This window comes from Pseudomonas sp. B2021 (genome assembly GCF_018135665.1).
GTDB classification, from domain to species: domain Bacteria; phylum Pseudomonadota; class Gammaproteobacteria; order Pseudomonadales; family Pseudomonadaceae; genus Aquipseudomonas; species Aquipseudomonas lactis.
Window position 1 is genome coordinate 5,117,716 of sequence record NZ_SMOF01000001.1, and the last position, 16,177, is coordinate 5,133,892.

Annotated in this window: 21 protein-coding genes; 11 read left to right on the forward strand and 10 right to left on the reverse strand. The window is 60.1% G+C overall.

The genetic code is table 11. The annotated features are described in order from the left end of the window. Positions 1-143 precede the first annotated feature (143 nt). From E1K68_RS23045 to E1K68_RS23060, 4 genes are all read right to left on the reverse strand, one after another. Complete coding sequence (locus E1K68_RS23045) at positions 144-1,055, reverse strand: SDR family oxidoreductase (protein WP_034133638.1); 912 nt, start codon at positions 1,053-1,055, stop codon at positions 144-146. 118 nt (positions 1,056-1,173) lie between these two features. Continuing rightward, positions 1,174-2,076 carry an alpha/beta hydrolase gene (locus E1K68_RS23050; RefSeq protein WP_192002307.1) on the reverse strand — a complete coding sequence of 301 codons (903 nt, stop codon included), beginning with the start codon at positions 2,074-2,076 and terminating at the stop codon, positions 1,174-1,176. Beyond that, positions 2,076-2,858, reverse strand: a complete 783-nt coding sequence (locus E1K68_RS23055; RefSeq protein WP_212614697.1) for a class II aldolase/adducin family protein — start codon at positions 2,856-2,858, stop codon at positions 2,076-2,078. Before E1K68_RS23055 ends, E1K68_RS23050 begins: the two co-directional genes overlap by 1 nt. Before the next feature lie 175 nt (positions 2,859-3,033). After that, a complete protein-coding gene (locus E1K68_RS23060; RefSeq protein ID WP_003194066.1) occupies positions 3,034-3,489 on the reverse strand; it encodes a flavodoxin in 456 nt (151 codons plus the stop codon). A 129-nt stretch (positions 3,490-3,618) separates the two neighbouring features. Between E1K68_RS23060 and E1K68_RS23065 the strand changes: the two genes are divergently transcribed. Together E1K68_RS23065 and E1K68_RS23070 are read left to right on the forward strand one after the other, a co-directional pair. Next, positions 3,619-4,086 carry a PAS domain-containing protein gene (locus E1K68_RS23065; protein WP_212614698.1) on the forward strand — a complete coding sequence of 156 codons (468 nt, stop codon included), beginning with the start codon at positions 3,619-3,621 and terminating at the stop codon, positions 4,084-4,086. A gap of 58 nt (positions 4,087-4,144) precedes the next feature. After that, complete coding sequence (locus tag E1K68_RS23070; RefSeq protein WP_116666704.1) at positions 4,145-4,750, forward strand: hypothetical protein; 606 nt, start codon at positions 4,145-4,147, stop codon at positions 4,748-4,750. Here E1K68_RS23070 and E1K68_RS23075 read toward each other — a convergent pair. Next, on the reverse strand, positions 4,741-5,709 hold the full coding sequence (locus E1K68_RS23075; protein WP_212614699.1) for a MerR family transcriptional regulator: 969 nt from the start codon (positions 5,707-5,709) through the stop codon (positions 4,741-4,743). The two genes, E1K68_RS23070 and E1K68_RS23075, sit on opposite strands and share 10 nt — an antisense overlap. A gap of 213 nt (positions 5,710-5,922) precedes the next feature. Between E1K68_RS23075 and E1K68_RS23080 the strand changes: the two genes are divergently transcribed. From E1K68_RS23080 to E1K68_RS23105, 6 genes are read left to right on the forward strand one after another with little or no spacing between them, the layout of a single operon-like run. Next, positions 5,923-6,480, forward strand: a complete 558-nt coding sequence (locus tag E1K68_RS23080; RefSeq protein ID WP_003194070.1) for an antibiotic biosynthesis monooxygenase — start codon at positions 5,923-5,925, stop codon at positions 6,478-6,480. Between the two features lie 57 nt (positions 6,481-6,537). Beyond that, on the forward strand, positions 6,538-7,248 hold the full coding sequence (folM, locus tag E1K68_RS23085) for a dihydromonapterin reductase (RefSeq protein WP_212614700.1): 711 nt from the start codon (positions 6,538-6,540) through the stop codon (positions 7,246-7,248). Positions 7,249-7,268: 20 nt separating this feature from the next. Beyond that, the gene (folE, locus tag E1K68_RS23090) at positions 7,269-7,829 is read left to right on the forward strand and encodes a GTP cyclohydrolase I FolE (protein WP_003194072.1); all 561 of its coding nucleotides are present in this window, start codon (positions 7,269-7,271) and stop codon (positions 7,827-7,829) included. Between the two features lie 2 nt (positions 7,830-7,831). Continuing rightward, positions 7,832-8,203, forward strand: coding sequence for a dihydroneopterin triphosphate 2'-epimerase (folX, locus tag E1K68_RS23095; protein WP_003194073.1), 372 nt, complete (start codon positions 7,832-7,834; stop codon positions 8,201-8,203). A 15-nt stretch (positions 8,204-8,218) separates the two neighbouring features. After that, positions 8,219-8,515: a DUF1244 domain-containing protein gene (locus E1K68_RS23100; RefSeq protein WP_003194074.1), complete on the forward strand. Its 297-nt coding sequence runs from the start codon at positions 8,219-8,221 to the stop codon at positions 8,513-8,515. Then, the gene (locus E1K68_RS23105; protein WP_034133643.1) at positions 8,508-8,846 is read left to right on the forward strand and encodes a HopJ type III effector protein; all 339 of its coding nucleotides are present in this window, start codon (positions 8,508-8,510) and stop codon (positions 8,844-8,846) included. Before E1K68_RS23100 ends, E1K68_RS23105 begins: the two co-directional genes overlap by 8 nt. Before the next feature lie 167 nt (positions 8,847-9,013). Here the strand turns inward: E1K68_RS23105 and trxB are convergent, their stop codons facing one another. Beyond that, positions 9,014-9,976, reverse strand: a complete 963-nt coding sequence (gene trxB / locus E1K68_RS23110) for a thioredoxin-disulfide reductase (RefSeq protein WP_003194076.1) — start codon at positions 9,974-9,976, stop codon at positions 9,014-9,016. 294 nt (positions 9,977-10,270) lie between these two features. Here trxB and cysZ point away from each other — a divergent pair, with 294 nt between their 5' ends. The 3 genes from cysZ to E1K68_RS23125 all read left to right on the forward strand — a co-directional run bounded on the left by cysZ (position 10,271) and on the right by E1K68_RS23125 (position 12,595). Then, positions 10,271-11,035, forward strand: a complete 765-nt coding sequence (gene cysZ / locus E1K68_RS23115) for a sulfate transporter CysZ (protein WP_212614701.1) — start codon at positions 10,271-10,273, stop codon at positions 11,033-11,035. Positions 11,036-11,089: 54 nt separating this feature from the next. After that, complete coding sequence (locus tag E1K68_RS23120) at positions 11,090-12,268, forward strand: glycosyltransferase family 1 protein (RefSeq protein WP_032900877.1); 1,179 nt, start codon at positions 11,090-11,092, stop codon at positions 12,266-12,268. Between the two features lie 147 nt (positions 12,269-12,415). Then, positions 12,416-12,595, forward strand: a complete 180-nt coding sequence (locus tag E1K68_RS23125) for a hypothetical protein (RefSeq protein ID WP_003194079.1) — start codon at positions 12,416-12,418, stop codon at positions 12,593-12,595. A 47-nt stretch (positions 12,596-12,642) separates the two neighbouring features. On the opposite strand, the gene E1K68_RS23130 is transcribed toward E1K68_RS23125, so the two are convergent. The 4 genes from E1K68_RS23130 to proB form a co-directional block, all read right to left on the reverse strand. Further along, positions 12,643-13,746: an NADH:flavin oxidoreductase gene (locus E1K68_RS23130; RefSeq protein ID WP_212614702.1), complete on the reverse strand. Its 1,104-nt coding sequence runs from the start codon at positions 13,744-13,746 to the stop codon at positions 12,643-12,645. Positions 13,747-13,964: 218 nt separating this feature from the next. Then, positions 13,965-14,447 (reverse strand): glutathione peroxidase, encoded by a 483-nt coding sequence (locus tag E1K68_RS23135; RefSeq protein WP_003194081.1) that lies wholly within the window; start codon positions 14,445-14,447, stop codon positions 13,965-13,967. A 102-nt stretch (positions 14,448-14,549) separates the two neighbouring features. Beyond that, a complete protein-coding gene (locus E1K68_RS23140) occupies positions 14,550-15,014 on the reverse strand; it encodes a CreA family protein (RefSeq protein ID WP_003194082.1) in 465 nt (154 codons plus the stop codon). A 16-nt stretch (positions 15,015-15,030) separates the two neighbouring features. After that, positions 15,031-16,149: a glutamate 5-kinase gene (proB, locus tag E1K68_RS23145; protein WP_003194083.1), complete on the reverse strand. Its 1,119-nt coding sequence runs from the start codon at positions 16,147-16,149 to the stop codon at positions 15,031-15,033. Positions 16,150-16,177 lie beyond the last annotated feature (28 nt).

Consider the following 16,177-nt stretch of genomic DNA (forward strand, 5'->3'; position numbering starts at 1 on the left):
CCCGGTGTTCACTGACGTTGATTTGTCGCTCCTTGATCCAACGTCTTACTTCGGCCGCTGCCTATGCAGCGGCCTTTTTTATGCCCCAAATAAAACGGGGCGTCATCGACGCCCCGTGGGATTCATTGATTTACCGGCAATGATCAGAGGCTGAACTTCTGCAAGTTAGCCATCATTTCCTTCAACGCCTCAATGTTGTCCTTGGGGTGCGCAGCCCCTTCGAAATCGCAGATCTGCTGCCAGTGCGCGGCCACATCTTCCGGCGAAAAACCGGCCTCTGGATCAAAACCCACACCCAGACTACGCTCCCAGCGGGTCTTGCCGATCCAGCCGCCCCCCACTTCAAACAAGCCGGCAGTTTCTTCACAGGCTTCACTGCCCAGGAACACCACCAATGGGCTGACCAGTTCCGGCTTGAGGCGCTCGAACACTTGCGGCGGGATCAGCCCTTCGGTCATGCGCGTGCCACCGGTAGGAGCAATCGCGTTGACCAGGATGTTGTTCTTGCGCCCTTCCAGCGCCAGGGTGCGGGTCAAGCCATACAAGCCCAGCTTGGCCATGCCGTAGTTGGACTGGCCGAAGTTGCCGTAGATACCGGACGTCGACGCCGTGAAAATCACCCGGCCATAACCCTGCTCGCGCAAATGCGGCCAGGCGGCGCGGGTGACTTTGTAGGCGCCTTCGACATGCACCCGGTAAACCAGGTCCCAGTCGCTGTCGTCCATTTTGTGGAAAGTCTTGTCGCGCAGGATCCCGGCATTATTGACCACCACGTCGACCCGGCCGAAAACATCCAAGGCGTTCTGTACGATTTTGTCGCCGTCGGTGACGGAGTCATGGTTGGCTTCGGCAATGCCGCCCGCCGCGCGAATCTGCGCCACCACCCGGTCAGCCGCCGAGGCATTGGCCCCCTCGCCTTGGGTTGAGCCACCCAGGTCGTTGACCAGCACTTTGGCCCCGTGCTTGGCGAACAGCAGCGCATGGGCCTGGCCCAAGCCACCACCGGCGCCGGTGACGATCACGACCTTATCCTGGAACTGCACTGACTCACTCATACCGAACTCCGCTGGCGACAATGGGAATACGCAGAGTGTCACGCACGCAGCCTTTGGTCACAATAAAGACGCCCACGGCTGAATGGTGCCTGATAAGGCAGCGGGATGATGCGCAGGCTCAGGAATAGGCCGCACGCGGTGAAGGCTGGCCGATGCGCTCACGAAACGTTTGGTAGTGCCTGAGCACCTGGACCGGCGCCTCGATCTGCGGGTAGTGGCCGATATGGGCCAGCCATATCGTGTCGGGATCGGGCACCAGTTGGCGATAACGCTCGACCATATGGGCACCGGAAATCGGGTCTACCTCGCCGTCGATCACCCGCAGCGGCACTTCGCCTTGCTGCATGGCCGCCAGCCAGCGCTCGCGCAGGCGGCGGCGTTGGGGAATGTAGGCGATGAGTTTGTGCAGGATACGCGGGCCGTCATTGCAACTGATCAAACTCCAGAAGTCATCCAGCACGCTTTCACTGGGCCGCGTCTGGGGGCCGAAGATCTGGTTGAAACTGCTGGCCAAGGCATTGCGCCCAAAGGCCCGCCCGATCATCCAGCCCAGAGGACTGAGCAGCAGCTTTTGCACCAGCGTCGGCCGATGGGTTTCGGGAAACAGGCCGCCGTTGAGAAATACGCAGCTCGCCATCTGGAATCGTCCCTCGTAATGCCGGGCCAATAATTCCTGGGCGACGCTGTCGCCATAGTCGTGGGCCAATACATGCACTGGCTGCTCTACCCGCAGGTGCTCAAGCAGCGCCTGTTGCAAGTCGGCCTGTTCCAGCAGGCAATAGTCGTGGTTCAAGGGTTTGGCCGAGTCGCCAAAGCCGAGCATGTCGCAGGCAATCACCAGGTTGCGCTGGGCCAGGGGCTGCCACAGGTAGTGCCAGTCCCAACTGGCCGTGGGGAAACCATGAATCAGCAGCAACGGCTCGCCCTGCCCGGCCACCCAATACCGCACGGTGTGGTCACGAAAGACGAAGTCCTGGCCGCGCTTGCGCCAGGCTCTGAGCGGTATCTCGGCGAGTGGCATCAGCTTTTATACCCGGGGTCCTGGTGGTCCAATTTGCGTAGCAGCGCCGGCCAGGCCAGCGCACCACCCATACCTTGGGCGCTTTTTGTGACAGCTGCCACCATCGCCTTGGCACCGGCGAGAATCTGCGGTTCGATGGCGATCAACTCGGTGCCGCCGCTTTGGGCCAGTACCTGAATCTCGCAGGCGCGCTGGAAGGTGAACATCATCAGGAAGGTGTCGGCGATGGTGCCGGCGCAGGTCAGCAGGCCGTGGTTGTGCAGCATCAGGAAATTGTTCTGGCCCAGATCCGCTTGCAGCCGGGCCTTTTCCTCGTGATTGAGCGCCACGCCCTCATAGGCGTGATAGCCAAGGCTCGACAGCACGAACAGCGATTGCTGGCTGATGGGCAACACACCCTGCTTTTGCGCACACACCGCCACGCCCGCAGCAGTGTGGGTGTGCAGCACGCAGGTCACGTCGTGGCGCACTTCGTGGATGGCGCTGTGGATGGTGTAGCCCGCGGGGTTGATCTCGTAGGAACTGTCCATTTGCTTATTGCCGGCCTGGTCAACCTTGACCAGGCTCGACGCGGTGATCTCGTGGAACATCAGCCCATAGGGGTTGATCAGGAAATCTTCAGTGCCCGGCACCTTCGCCGAAATATGCGTGAAGATCAGGTCATCCCAGCCGTGCATGGCCACCAGCCGATAACAGGCCGCCAGGTCCACACGGGTTTGCCATTCAGCGGGGCTGACCTGGGCTTTGACGTTTTGTGGCGATGGAGCAGGGGCTAGGCTCATGGCAATGACCTCCTTGGCGCACTTCTTATGGTGTCTAAAGTGAGAGCCAGTCTAGTCAGACGCCGAGGCGTAAGGAGTTTCCTTAGCAGCCAGCTTGATGACTGAGCGAGTCAGTCAAGAGAATAGTACAAATACGTGTCAGACAAGCGCCGTCAACAACGGCGCTCCTTGGGATTCAACCGCGCAACGCGGTGATCAAATCGGCCAGCCAAGGCTCGGCGTCGGCTTCCGGGGTAACGCTCTCGCTGGCATCCAGGCGCAGCATCGGCTGCACTTCGCGGATGCCCATTTCGGCGAACAATTCGCGCATTTGTTCACCGCCGCCACAGAAGGTATCGCCATAGCTGGCGTCGCCCAGGCCGATGACCGCTCCCGGCAGGCCGCGCCAGGCGGCGGGCAGTTGGTCGCGGAGGGTTGAGTACAGAGGCTGCAGATTGTCGGGCAGCTCGCCCATGCCGGTGGTCGAGGTCACTGCCAGGAATGCATCGGGAGCAAAGGCCTGCACGTCTGCCAGCGTGGCACGAGGGTTGTGCCAGGCATCAAAACCTGCGTCCTTGAGGATTTTTTCCGCGTGGCGAGCGACTTCTTCAGCCGTACCGTAGACCGAGCCGGAGAGGATGGCGACTTTCATCAATCTGATCCTGTAGTTGAGTGAAAGCGTGGGATATTAGCAGCCTGTGCCAATATTTCAGTGCGCACCGTGCAACATTCAAGACTTGCCATAAACTGGCAGGGTCAAAACCAGGCCAGGGACCGCTCTATGATTAACGCCAAACTGCTGCAAATGGTCGTCAATGCGTCCAACGACGGAATCGTTGTTGCCGAGCGCGAAGGCCGGGAAAAACCGCTGATCTACGTCAACCCTGCCTTCGAACGGCTGACCGGCTACACGCTGGACGAGATCCTCTATCAGGACTGCCGCTTCCTGCAGGCGGGGGACCGCGACCAACCGGCCTTGATCGCCATTCGTGATGCGCTCGACAGCGGCGGCGCCTGCCGAGAGATACTGCGTAACTACCGTAAGGACGGCACGCCTTTCTGGAACGAGCTATCGCTTTCAACCGTGTACAACGAGGTCGACAAGCAAACCTATTTCGTCGGCGTGCAAAAAGACGTCACCACCCAAGTCAAGGCACAGCAGCGCGTCGCCCAACTGGAAGCCCAGTTAGCCGAGCTCAAAAGTGAGATCGCCGCACTCAAGGCGACGAGTGGAATTAACAAACTGTAAAAAACGCGGTCTTTAGAGCGATAATGGCTTTTTAATGCCTCAGCCTTGAGCTAGATCAATGCAACGCGACACGCTATTGACGCAGGACGAGCTGGATTTTATCCAGGACATGCAGCACAACCCGCAGCTCAACCTGCGGGATGCATGGTCGAGCCTGACGGTTAATGGCGGCGCACAGATTCGCGATTTGCTCACGCGGCTGGCCGCCCACGACCAGGTCACCATCCAGGCGCAGTTCGACAACCAGCAACTCACCTTCCCGTTGCACCTGGTGGAAGATGAGTTTCATGCTGTGCATTTGCGCCTGGGCGTACCGAGTATTTTTGAAGATGGGCCGATGATCCGCCCATGGCGCCTGGCGCTTGAAACGCCGGTGGCGCTGGAAAACATCAAGGGCTACCCCAGCGCGCTGTGGGTGCACGAAGTGTCATTCAAAGGGGTGCTGGTAGAAGTGCGTGGCCGGGTCAAACCGCCAAAGACCTTTTCTTTGTGGTTCAGCCCTTCCGGCTACGAACGCATCGCCCTGCGCGGTACGCTGGAGCGGGTAACCGCCCGCGGCCTGTTCGCCTATCGCCTGAGCCAAAGCGATGCCGATGAGATCGAACGGCTACGCCAGTTCATCCTGCACCAACACCGCCTGGTGCATCCGCACGTTCACGCCTGAGACTCGGGCTCCAGATGGCCGCTGAGCAGTTGCTGCAAGCGGCGCGGCATCAAGCGTCCGTCATTGCCCAGGCAACCAATCGACGAACCCTCCAGGCTGTGCTCTGCCAGGTCCGACGCTTCTCCAGCCAGTAACAACGGGCAATCGAGGGTGAAGGCCAGGCGATTGAGCCGCGACGCCAACTCTGTGCCAGGAGCGTGGTTGGAAAACAGCACCAAGGCTTGCGGTCGGGTGCGCTCGCAGATCAGCGTCAATTCATCCAGTGGCTGGCCAACGCCCAGGACCTTGACCGCCAGCTTCTCGCTCGACATCAACAAGCCCGCCACCAGCAACTCCAGCTCACGGCACTCTCCGCCAATGGCTGATAGCAATACCCGGGGCGCTGGCGAGGCACAGGCCATTTGCAGGCACCGTGCGACGCGCGAGCGCAGGAAATTGTCGAAGAACAGCCACTCGCTGGCTTGGCCAAAGCGGCCTTGGTGACGTAACAACTGCTTCCACAGCGGGACCAAAATGTCCTGGAACACCACGGTCGTCGAATAGACGCTGAAGATCTGGCCATACAACCGGTCGAGCTCACGATCATCAAAAGCACTGATGGCCAGCCGCAGTTGCGCCTGCCACTGGCGCCACTCCAGTTCGGTATCGCTGCGTGACGCCGTGGCCGGTTCGTTGGCCTGTGGGTCGCGCGCCAAAAGCTTGCCGACTTTGCTCACCGCCACGCCCCGCTCGATCCAGTCGAGGATGCGGTGCACGGTGTCGATATCGGTGCTTGAGTAAAGTCTGTGCCCACTTTCGGTGCGTAAAGGCTGGATCAAACCGTAGCGACGCTCCCACGCACGCAACGTCACCGGGTTTACGCCTGTGAGTCTTGCCACTTCACGAATCGGAAACAGCCCCTCGCAGTCAGTGTGGCTGTCGGGTGTCGTTTCACGAAATGGCGCAGTGATTTCGGGCATCAGCGGTCAAGAAACTTATATGAATTTGAATACTATTTAACGCCGATTGATCTGCATGATTCAAGATCTGCGGCGATCCATCCAAAGTTTCTGGCGTATTTGGGCAAAACCGGAATAATCCTTGCCTGTTCTTTTGCGTCGCTGCACCACCCCGCAGCTTCGTCCGTGCGCCGCCTACCCGGCTCGGCGCACTTGCTGATTTGGAGATATACGATGTCTACCTCACCCGTCACCTTGATGGTTGCGCGCCGCGTGGCAAAAGGTCGCTACGAAGAACTGATGGCCTGGCTGCGCGAAGGCGAGCAATTGGCGACTGACTTCCCCGGTTACCTGGGCTCCGGCGTGCTGGCCCCGCCACCTCATGATGATGAGTTCCAGATCATCTTTCGCTTTGCCGATGAAAAGACCCTGCACGCATGGGAGTTCTCCGCTTCGCGCAGCACGTGGCTGAGCCGTGGCAGCGAGCTGTTTGCCGACCCGTCGGAGCACCGCGTCAGCGGTATCGATGGCTGGTTTGGTGCCGTGGGTGCACGCCCGCCACGCTGGAAACAGGCGGTAGCCATCTGGTTGGCATTTTTCCCGGTATCGTTGCTGTTCAACTTCGGCCTGGGGCCGCTGCTCAGCGAGTTGGACCTGTTCAGCCGCGTACTGGTGAGCACCGCAGCCCTGACCCCGTTGATGGTATATCTCTTTATCCCGCTGTCGACCCACCTGCTGGCGAACTGGCTGCACCCTTCGCCCCCTCGCAAAGTCACTGAAGCCGCCGCTTGAGTACAGGGAGGCCGGGGCGCTGGTATAGTTTGAGCCTGCCAGCGACTTGAGCCTCCCATGAATGCAACCAACGCTCCGATCCTGATCACCGGTGCCGGCCAGCGTGTCGGCCTGCATTGTGCCCAGCGCCTGTTGGATGAAGGCCAATCGGTGATTTTCAGCTACCGCAGCGAACGCCCCGGCGTGCAGGCACTGCGTGAGCGGGGCGCCATCGGCGTGTTTGCCGACTTCTCCAGCGAAGCCGGAGTGCTGGCTTTCATTGGCGCCGTCAAAACCCATACCCAAAACCTGCGGGCGATCATCCACAACGCTTCCGCCTGGGTCGCCGAAACCCCGGGCGACGAAAGCCGTGCCTTTATCGACATGTTCAGCGTGCACATGCTTGCGCCGTACCTGATCAACCTGCATTGTTCACCTTTGCTGCAACGTTCGACACCCGCCGATATCGTGCATATCAGCGATGACGTGGTGCGCAAGGGCAGCCGGCAGCACATCGCCTATTGCGCCACCAAGGCCGGGCTCGACAGCCTCACGTTATCGTTTGCCGCGCAGTTTGCGCCGCTGATCAAGGTCAACGGCATCGCCCCGGCGATGGTGATGTTCAACGAAGGCGATGACGCAACCTATCGCGCCAAGGTCCTGGCCAAGTCGGCCCTGGGCATCGAGCCCGGGCCCGAGGTGATCTACCAGAGCGTGCGTTACCTGCTGGACAACCCCTATGTCACCGGTACCACCCTGACCGTCAACGGTGGGCGGCATATCAAGTAAGCCGTTTTTGAGGATGTTGTATGACCTTATCCCTGCCCCACCACTACCGCGAAATCCTCAAGGGCCTGGGCGAAGACCCGCAGCGCGAGGGCCTGCTCGATACGCCCAAGCGCGCGGCCAAGGCCATGCAGTACCTGTGTCATGGCTATGAGCAGAATCTGGAGGAGATCGTCAACGGCGCGCTGTTCGCGTCAGACAATGACGAGATGGTGATCCTCAAGGACATCGAGTTGTACTCGTTGTGCGAGCATCACCTGCTGCCCTTTATTGGCAAGGCCCATGTGGCCTATATTCCGACCGGCAAGGTGCTGGGCCTGTCAAAACTGGCGCGCATTGTCGATATGTTCGCCAGGCGCCTGCAGATCCAGGAGAACCTCACGCGGCAAATCGCCGATGCCATCCAGGACGTGACCCAGGCCGCCGGCGTGGCGGTGGTGATCGAAGCCAAGCACATGTGCATGATGATGCGCGGCGTGGAGAAACAGAATTCAACCATGAACACCTCGGTGATGCTCGGCGCCTTTCGCGAGTCGAACACCACCCGCATGGAGTTCCTGCAACTGATTGGACGGAGCAAGTAGCAATGCCACAACTTCAACCAGGCATGGCGCGTATCCGGGTCAAGGACCTGTGCCTGCGCACCTTTATCGGCATCAACGAGGACGAGATCCTCAACAAGCAGGATGTGCTGATCAACCTGACCATCCTGTATGCCGCCCAGGAAGCCGTGCGTGACAACGACATCGACCACGCCCTGAACTACCGCACCATCACCAAGGCCATCATCGCTCACGTCGAAGGCAATCGCTTTGCCCTGCTGGAGCGCCTGACCCAGGAATTGCTGGACCTGGTGATGAGCAACGAATCGGTGCTGTACGCCGAAGTCGAAGTAGACAAACCCCACGCGCTGCGTTTTGCCGAGTCGGTTTCGATCACTCTGGCCGCCAGCCGCTGATAGCAAGTGAGCCCTATGAACGACCAACAACGCCTCGAACTCGAAGCCGCCGCCTTTCGCCGACTGGTAGCCCACCTGGACAGCCGCAAGGATGTGCAGAACATCGACCTGATGAACCTTGCCGGCTTCTGCCGCAACTGCCTGTCCAAGTGGTACAAGGCCGAAGCCGACGAACGCCAGATCGAGCTCAGCCTCGATGACGCCCGTGAAGTGGTGTACGGCATGCCGTACGCCGAGTGGAAAGCCCAATACCAGCAAGAAGCCAACGCCGACCAACAGGCCGCGTTTGCCAAAGGTAAGCCTCATGATTGATTTGAACACCCTGCGCGCCAGCCTCAACAGCGGCGAACACGTTTTTGCCGACACGTTGGCATTTGTCGCTGCCGGTTATGACTACCAGCCGCAAGCTTTCACCAACGGCGGTGTGGAAAACGCTGCCGGGCAGAACGAAGGTTCGTGCAAGACCCTGGGTTTGGCGCTGCTGGAAGGGTTGAGTGATAAGGAAGCACTGCTGGCGTTTGGTGAGCATTACCGGTCGGTGGTGGCGACGCCTGAGGGCAGTGACCATGGCAATATCCGAGCGTTGATTGCCCATGGGTTGGCCGCAGTGAAATTTGCTGAACAGCCTCTGACCCGCCGCTGATTTCATAACCAACCCCGCTCAATGTGGGAGCCGGGCTTGCCCGCGATGGCGGTGGTGACTATCACACCGCTATCGCAGGCAAGCCAGCTCCCACATTTGTTTAGCGGAGTAGGTTAGATCGCACCATAAAAAAACCGGCTTTCGCCGGTTTTTTTTAGTCAGCGGGTTTAGAACGAAGCGTCCTTCAAACCGTCGAGGTAACGCTCGGCATCCAGGGCCGCCATGCAACCGGCGCCGGCCGAGGTGATGGCCTGGCGGTAAACGTGGTCTGCCACGTCGCCCGCAGCGAAGATACCTTCGATGTTGGTCGCGGTCGCATTGCCTTCACGGCCGCCTTGCACCACCAGGTACCCGTCTTTGGCTTCCAGCACGCCTTCGAACAGCGAGGTGTTCGGGGTGTGGCCGATGGCGATGAACACGCCGTCGACTTTCAGCTCGTCGAAGCTGCCGTCGTTGTTTTTCAGGCGGGCACCGGTCACACCCATGTTGTCGCCCAGGACTTCATCCAGGGTGGCGTTGAGCTTGAGGATGATCTTGCCTTCGGCGACACGGGCGTGCAGCTTGTCGATCAGGATCTTCTCGGCGCGGAAGGTCTCGCGGCGGTGAACCAGGGTCACGGTGCTGGCGATGTTGGCCAGGTACAGCGCCTCTTCAACGGCAGTGTTGCCACCGCCGACCACGGCAACCGGCTTGTTGCGGTAGAAGAAACCATCGCAGGTGGCGCAGGCCGAAACGCCCTTGCCCATGAACGCTTCTTCCGACGGCAGGCCCAGGTAACGAGCACTGGCGCCGGTGGCGATGATCAGCGCATCGCAGGTGTACACACCGCTGTCACCGGTCAGGCTATAAGGCTTTTTCGAGAAGTCGACCTTGTTGATATGGTCGAAGACGATCTCGGTTTCAAAGCGCTCGGCGTGCTCTTTCATACGCTCCATCAGCACCGGGCCGGTCAAGCCGTGGACATCGCCAGGCCAGTTGTCGACTTCAGTAGTGGTGGTCAACTGACCGCCCGCCTGCATGCCGGTGATCAGCAGCGGCTTGAGATTGGCCCGGGCAGCGTAGACAGCGGCGCTGTAACCGGCAGGGCCGGAACCGAGAATAATCACTCGGGAATGACGGGTATCAGACATGACTCACTCCTACCGACCGCCCAGACCACAGGGCGGCGGGAATAAAAAAGGACGGCGAAGCACTTGGGGAAGGCTTTGACTCGCCAGGTCCTGAAAAATAATGGGTGCAGCGTATCGAGGGGGGCAAGATTAAGGAAATACGCATTAACAATCCAGCTCATAGGTGTTCTCTATGCGCGCGATTGAGTTAATCGACCCCTTTGTAACCCTGGATGTCGCCTACCTGCCGGAGCTTTCACATCAGGTGCAAAGCCGGTAAGGTCGGCGCGTTCGCCATTTTGCTCGGAGTATTCCATGCCCGCCCCTGCCCTTTCTGGCCCGCAATACCTACGTGAAGGCCTCAAACTGGTGTTGAGCCCTGGCCTGCGCCTGTTCGTGTTGCTACCGTTGGCGATCAACCTGGTGCTGTTCGTCGGGTTGATCTATTTTGCCGGCCATCAGTTCAGCCTGTGGGTCGATAGCTTGATGCCGACGCTGCCCCACTGGCTAGGTTTTTTGAATTACCTGTTGTGGCCGCTGTTTGTGGTGCTGGTGGTGCTGATGGTGTTTTTCACCTTCACCATGCTCGCCAATATCATCGCCGCACCGTTCAACGGGTTTCTCGCCGAGAAGGTTGAGGTCGTGGTACGTGGCACCGATGACTTCCCGCCGTTCAGTTGGGCTGAACTGGCCGCTATGGTTCCGCGCACCCTGGCGCGGGAGATGCGCAAGCTGGGTTATTTCCTGCCACGTGCCATCGGCCTGTTTATCCTGTCGTTCATCCCAGTGGTCAACCTGATCGCGGCGCCGTTGTGGCTGTTGTTTGGCGTGTGGATGATGGCGATCCAGTACATCGACTACCCGGCCGACAACCACAAGCTGGGCTGGAACGAAATGCTCTCCTGGCTGCGCCAGAAGCGCTGGCAGAGCATGAGCTTTGGCGGCATTGTTTACCTGGTGCTGCTGGTGCCGGTGGTCAACCTGTTAATGATGCCAGCGGCGGTGGCCGGGGCGACGTTGTTCTGGGTGCGTGAGCAAGGCGCCGAAGCGATGGCGCAGCAAGCGGTGGTCAAGTCATAAATCCATCATCGCACTGACACAATGGCGACATGGCCCACGCCGACACTGTGGGTCATGACGACAGCCTCGCTTCACATCACCCTCATTACCGAAACCTTCCCGCCGGAAATCAACGGGGTGGCCAATACCCTTGGCCGCCTGTGCGAGGGCTTGCGCTCACGCGGCCATCAGGTCGAGCTGGTACGCCCACGCCAGAGTGCCGACCAAAGCCGCCCCAGCGACGATGAACTGCTGCTGTGCCGCGGCTGGCCACTGCCGGGCTACCCAGGGCTGCAATGGGGCCAATCGTCAATGCGTAAGTTATTGCGACGCTGGACGCGCCAGCGCCCCGATGTGCTGTATATCGCCACGGAGGGGCCGCTGGGGCTCTCGGCGTTGCGCGCCGCACGGCGCTTGGGCATCAGCGTGGTCAGCGGCTTTCATACCAATTTCCAGCAGTATTCGAACCAGTATGGCTTGAGCCTGTTGAGCCGCGTGGTCACCCATTACCTGCGCTGGTTTCATAACCGCTCAAGCCTGACCCTGGTGCCAAGTGCCAGCCAGCGCCTGGAGTTGGAGCGCCGGCATTTTGAGCGCCTGGACCTGTTGTCCCGGGGGGTCGACAGCCAATTGTTCCACCCGGCCAAGCGCGATAACACACTACGTGAAAGCTGGGGGTTGAGCAGTAACCAGATCGCCGTACTGCATGTCGGGCGACTGGCCCAGGAAAAGAATCTGGGCTTGCTCAAACGCTGCTTCGACACCCTGCAGGACAGGTACCCGCTACGCCAGATGAAACTGATCGTCGTCGGCGATGGCCCGCAGCGGGCCATGATGGAGAAGGACCTGCCCGAAGCGGTTTTCTGCGGTGCCTTGCGCGGTGAGGAACTGGCGCGGCACTACGCATCCGGCGATATGTTCCTGTTCCCCAGCCTGACCGAAACCTTCGGCAACGTGGTATTGGAAGCCATGGCGTCGGGGCTTGGAGTAGTAGCTTATGACCAGGCTGCCGCAAGCCAGCATCTACGCCACGGCTACAACGGCGTGCTGGCGATGCCAGGGGATGAGCGTGCGTTTTGCGAGGCCGCCAACTGGCTACTGGAGGATGCAGAAGGTTTACGCCGTATGCGACTGAACGCCCGCCAGCATGCCAGCCGCCAGGGCTGGCCGGCGATTATCGAGCAATTCGAGCAGCAGTTACGCGGTGTGTGTGCGCAGCGTTATGCCCTCTCAGCGCAACCTTACGTGCCTTGAAGGCGTATTTCGCAACAGGCAGGGAAGCGCCTGGGGTACGCCCTTTAAGTTTTGCCTAATATTTAAAATAGGAACCAGCAGCCGTGCGGTGCCAATCAGTAGCACCTGCAATAGAGCAGGCCTTTCAACGAATAGAGAGACCGCGCAATGGCAATTTATGGAATGGGTGTACGCAATGGCGTGAACATGCCAACGGCACAATGGACCCAACAGCAACAATGGCTGGATCAATCCCGCGCAGAGCCGTCAACTTACGGCCAGCCAGGGCATAAAGACGCACTCAAGACTGATCACAGCAAAGAGCTGAACAAGCGCCCAGAGTATTAATCACTGAGGCGAAGTGCTCCCTGTGACCCTCACAGGGAGCACTTCCCTTACACCAGCGTTGTCAGCGCCTCACGACTGAAGGGCAAGATGTCACCCTCGCGCCCTTCGCGTACCTTCACGGCCCAATCCGGGTCCACCAGCAGCGCACGGCCTACGGCCACGAGGTCGAACTCATCGTTGTTCAGGCGCTCCAGCAGTTTCTCCAGGCTGGCAGGCTGGGCGACCTTGTCGGTGTTGACCATGAACTGCAGGAACTCGCCATCCAGGCCCACGCTGCCCACGGTGATGGTTGGCTTGCCGGTGAGCTGACGCGTCCAGCCGGCCAGGTTGAGGTCGGAGCCTTCAAATTCCGGCTCCCAGAAACGGCGAGTGGAGCAGTGGAAAATATCCACGCCAGCGTCAGCCAGTGGCTTGAGGAACTCACCCAACGCTTCAGGGGTTTGTACCAGGCGCGCGGTGTAGTCTTGCTGCTTCCACTGGGAGAAACGCAAGATGATCGGAAAGTCCGGGCCGACAGCGGCGCGGGCCGCCTGGATCAGTTCAATGGCAAAGCGCGAACGGTTGGCCAGGCTGCCACCGTATTCGTCCGTGCGCTGGTTGCTGCCTTCCCAGAAAAACTGGTCGACGAGGTAGCCGTGGGCACCGTGGATTTCCACGCCGTCCATGCCGATGGCCTGGGCATCCTTGGCGGCTTGGGCGAAGGCGTTGATCACCTCCTTGATGTCCTGTTTGGTCATGCCGTGCACAACGACATTGCCGTCCTTGAGCTTTTCCATCGGGCCATAAGCCGGCACACTGGCGTCAGGCTCGGTGCCGATACGGCGCACACTGCCCACATGCCACAGCTGCGGGACAATCTTGCCGCCTTCAGCGTGGACCGCATCGACCACTTTCTTCCAGCCAGCCAAGGCGGCTTCACCGTAAAAATGCGGCACGTTGGGGTAGCCGTTGGAGGCTGAATGATCGACCACCGTGCCTTCAGTGATGATCAAGCCCACACCGGCAGCGGCACGGCGACGGTAGTACTCGATGACTTTGGAGTTGGGTACGCCACCTGGGGAGAACGAACGGGTCATGGGCGCCATGACCACGCGGGTCGACAGTTGCAATGCACCGAGCTGGAAGGGTTTGAACAAGGCTTGGACGGGCATGGAACGCTCCACGGCAAAGAAATTTATGACGTGGATAATATGCAGACCACAGCGCCACTCATAGCACTATTGATCTAAATGATTAAGGTACAGAAGCACCCGAATACCTGTAGGAGCGAGCTTGTTCGCGAAGCACCTGAGGACGTCGCGTATTTAAGGAAGCGCGCGTTATCGTTGGCGTTTTTCGCGAGCAAGCTCGCTCCTACAGCGGATGGGAGTCAGCTCAGGGCTTTTTCGATGGCCTGGATGATGGAGGGATCTTCTGGGGGCGTACGGGGTGAGAAGCGCGCAAGTACGCGGCCATCTTTACCTAACAGGAATTTCTCGAAGTTCCAGGTGATATCCCCGGGGAATTCAGCGCCCTCGCCCGCCAGCAAGCGGTACAACTGGTGCCGATCAGGGCCGTTGACGTCGATCTTGCTGCCCAGTGGAAAGGTCACGCCATAGTTCAGGCTACAGAACTCGCGGATTTCTTCCTCGCTGCCCGGTTCCTGACCGGCAAACTGATTGCACGGCAAGCCGAGCACCGTAAACCCTTGGCCCTTGTACTGCTGGTAGAGGTTCTCCAACGCCGCGTATTGCGGGGTCAAACCACATTTGGACGCCACATTGACCACCAGCACGACTTGGCCCTTGAAAGGCGCCAGCGGTAGCGCTTGTCCGTCCAAGGCTTTGAGTTTCAGATCGTGGAAAGCACTCATGACGAACTCCAGATATCCCATGTTCTTTGCATTGCAGCCCTTCGGAGCTTACAACCGGCAAAGCTGCAATCATAGACGCCGATGACGAAACTCGCCTGCAGGTTACTGAGCGGTCGGCCAGGGCAAAATCGGAATCGCCGTCACCGCATTCTGCGGGCTGCCTTCGATCAGGCGGTCGCTGTAGACCAGATACACCAAGGTGTTGCGCTTCTTGTCGAGGAAACGCACGACCTGCATGGTCTTGAACACCAGAGAGGTGCGCTCCTTGAACACTTCGTCGCCGTCCTTGAGCTCACCCTTGAAGTGGATCGGGCCCACCTGGCGGCAGGCGATCGAGGCTTCGGCACGGTCTTCGGCCAGGCCCAGGCCGCCCTTTACGCCGCCGGTCTTGGCGCGGGACAGGTAGCACGTCACGCCATCGACCTTGGGGTCGTCAAACGCTTCGACCACAATCCGATCGTTGGGGCCGACGAACTTGAACACCGTCGACACCTGGCCGACCTCTTCGGCCGAGGCCAGCAGTGGCATGGCCAACAGCAGGCCGAGCAATCCCTTCATCACGCGCATCGTGTATTTCCTATGGTTAGACCAGGATCAGGTTGTCGCGGTGAACCAGTTCCGGTTCTGCCATATAACCCAAGAGTCCGACAATGGCGTCGGAGGGTTGTCCGATAATCTTCTGTGCTTCCAGGGCGCTGTAGTTGGCCAGGCCGCGCGCAATCTCGCGACCGTCTGGCGCAACGCACACCACCATCTCGCCACGGCGGAAGCTGCCCTGCACCAACTTCACACCCACCGGCAGCAGGCTCTTGTTGCCCTGGGACAACGCCGCTACTGCGCCTGCGTCCAGCACCAGGGTGCCACGGGTTTGCAGATGACCGGCCAGCCATTGCTTGCGCGCCGCCAGCATGCCGCGCTCCGGCGAAAGCAACGTACCGATGCGCTCACCGGCCTTGAGGCGATCGAGCACGCGCTCCAGGCGCCCGCCGACGATGATGGTGTGGGCCCCCGAACGCGCGGCCAGGCGCGCAGCGCGCAGCTTGGTCTGCATGCCACCGCGACCCAGGGCACCGCCGACACTGCCGGCGACCGCATCCAGCGCCGGGTCATCGGCGCGGGCTTCATAGATAAGCTGGGCATCGGGGTTGTTGCGCGGGTCGGCGTCGAACATGCCATCGCGGTCGGTGAGGATCACCAACAGGTCGGCCTCTACCAGGTTAGCCACCAGGGCGGCCAGGGTGTCGTTGTCACCGAAGCGGATTTCGTCGGTGACCACGGTGTCGTTCTCGTTGATGACCGGGATGACCTTGAGCTCCACCAGCGCGCGCAAGGTGCTGCGGGCGTTGAGGTAGCGCTTGCGGTCGGACAGGTCGTCGTGGGTCAGCAGCACCTGCGCCGTGTGGCGGCCGTGCTCGGCAAAGCTGGACTCCCAGGCTTGCACCAGGCCCATCTGGCCGATGGCGGCAGCGGCTTGCAGTTCGTGCATCGCGCTGGGTCGCGCGGTCCAGCCGAGACGGCTCATCCCGGCGGCAACCGCTCCGGACGACACCAATACCAACTCAACGCCTGCCTCATGCAAGGCCACCATCTGCTCGACCCAGACGCTCATGGCTGCGCGATCCAGACCTTTGCCATCCGCCGTCAACAGCGCACTGCCGATTTTCACGACCCAGCGCTGCGCACCTGTCACTTTGCTCCGCATCATCTTCAACCTTAGAGTGAGGGCCGCG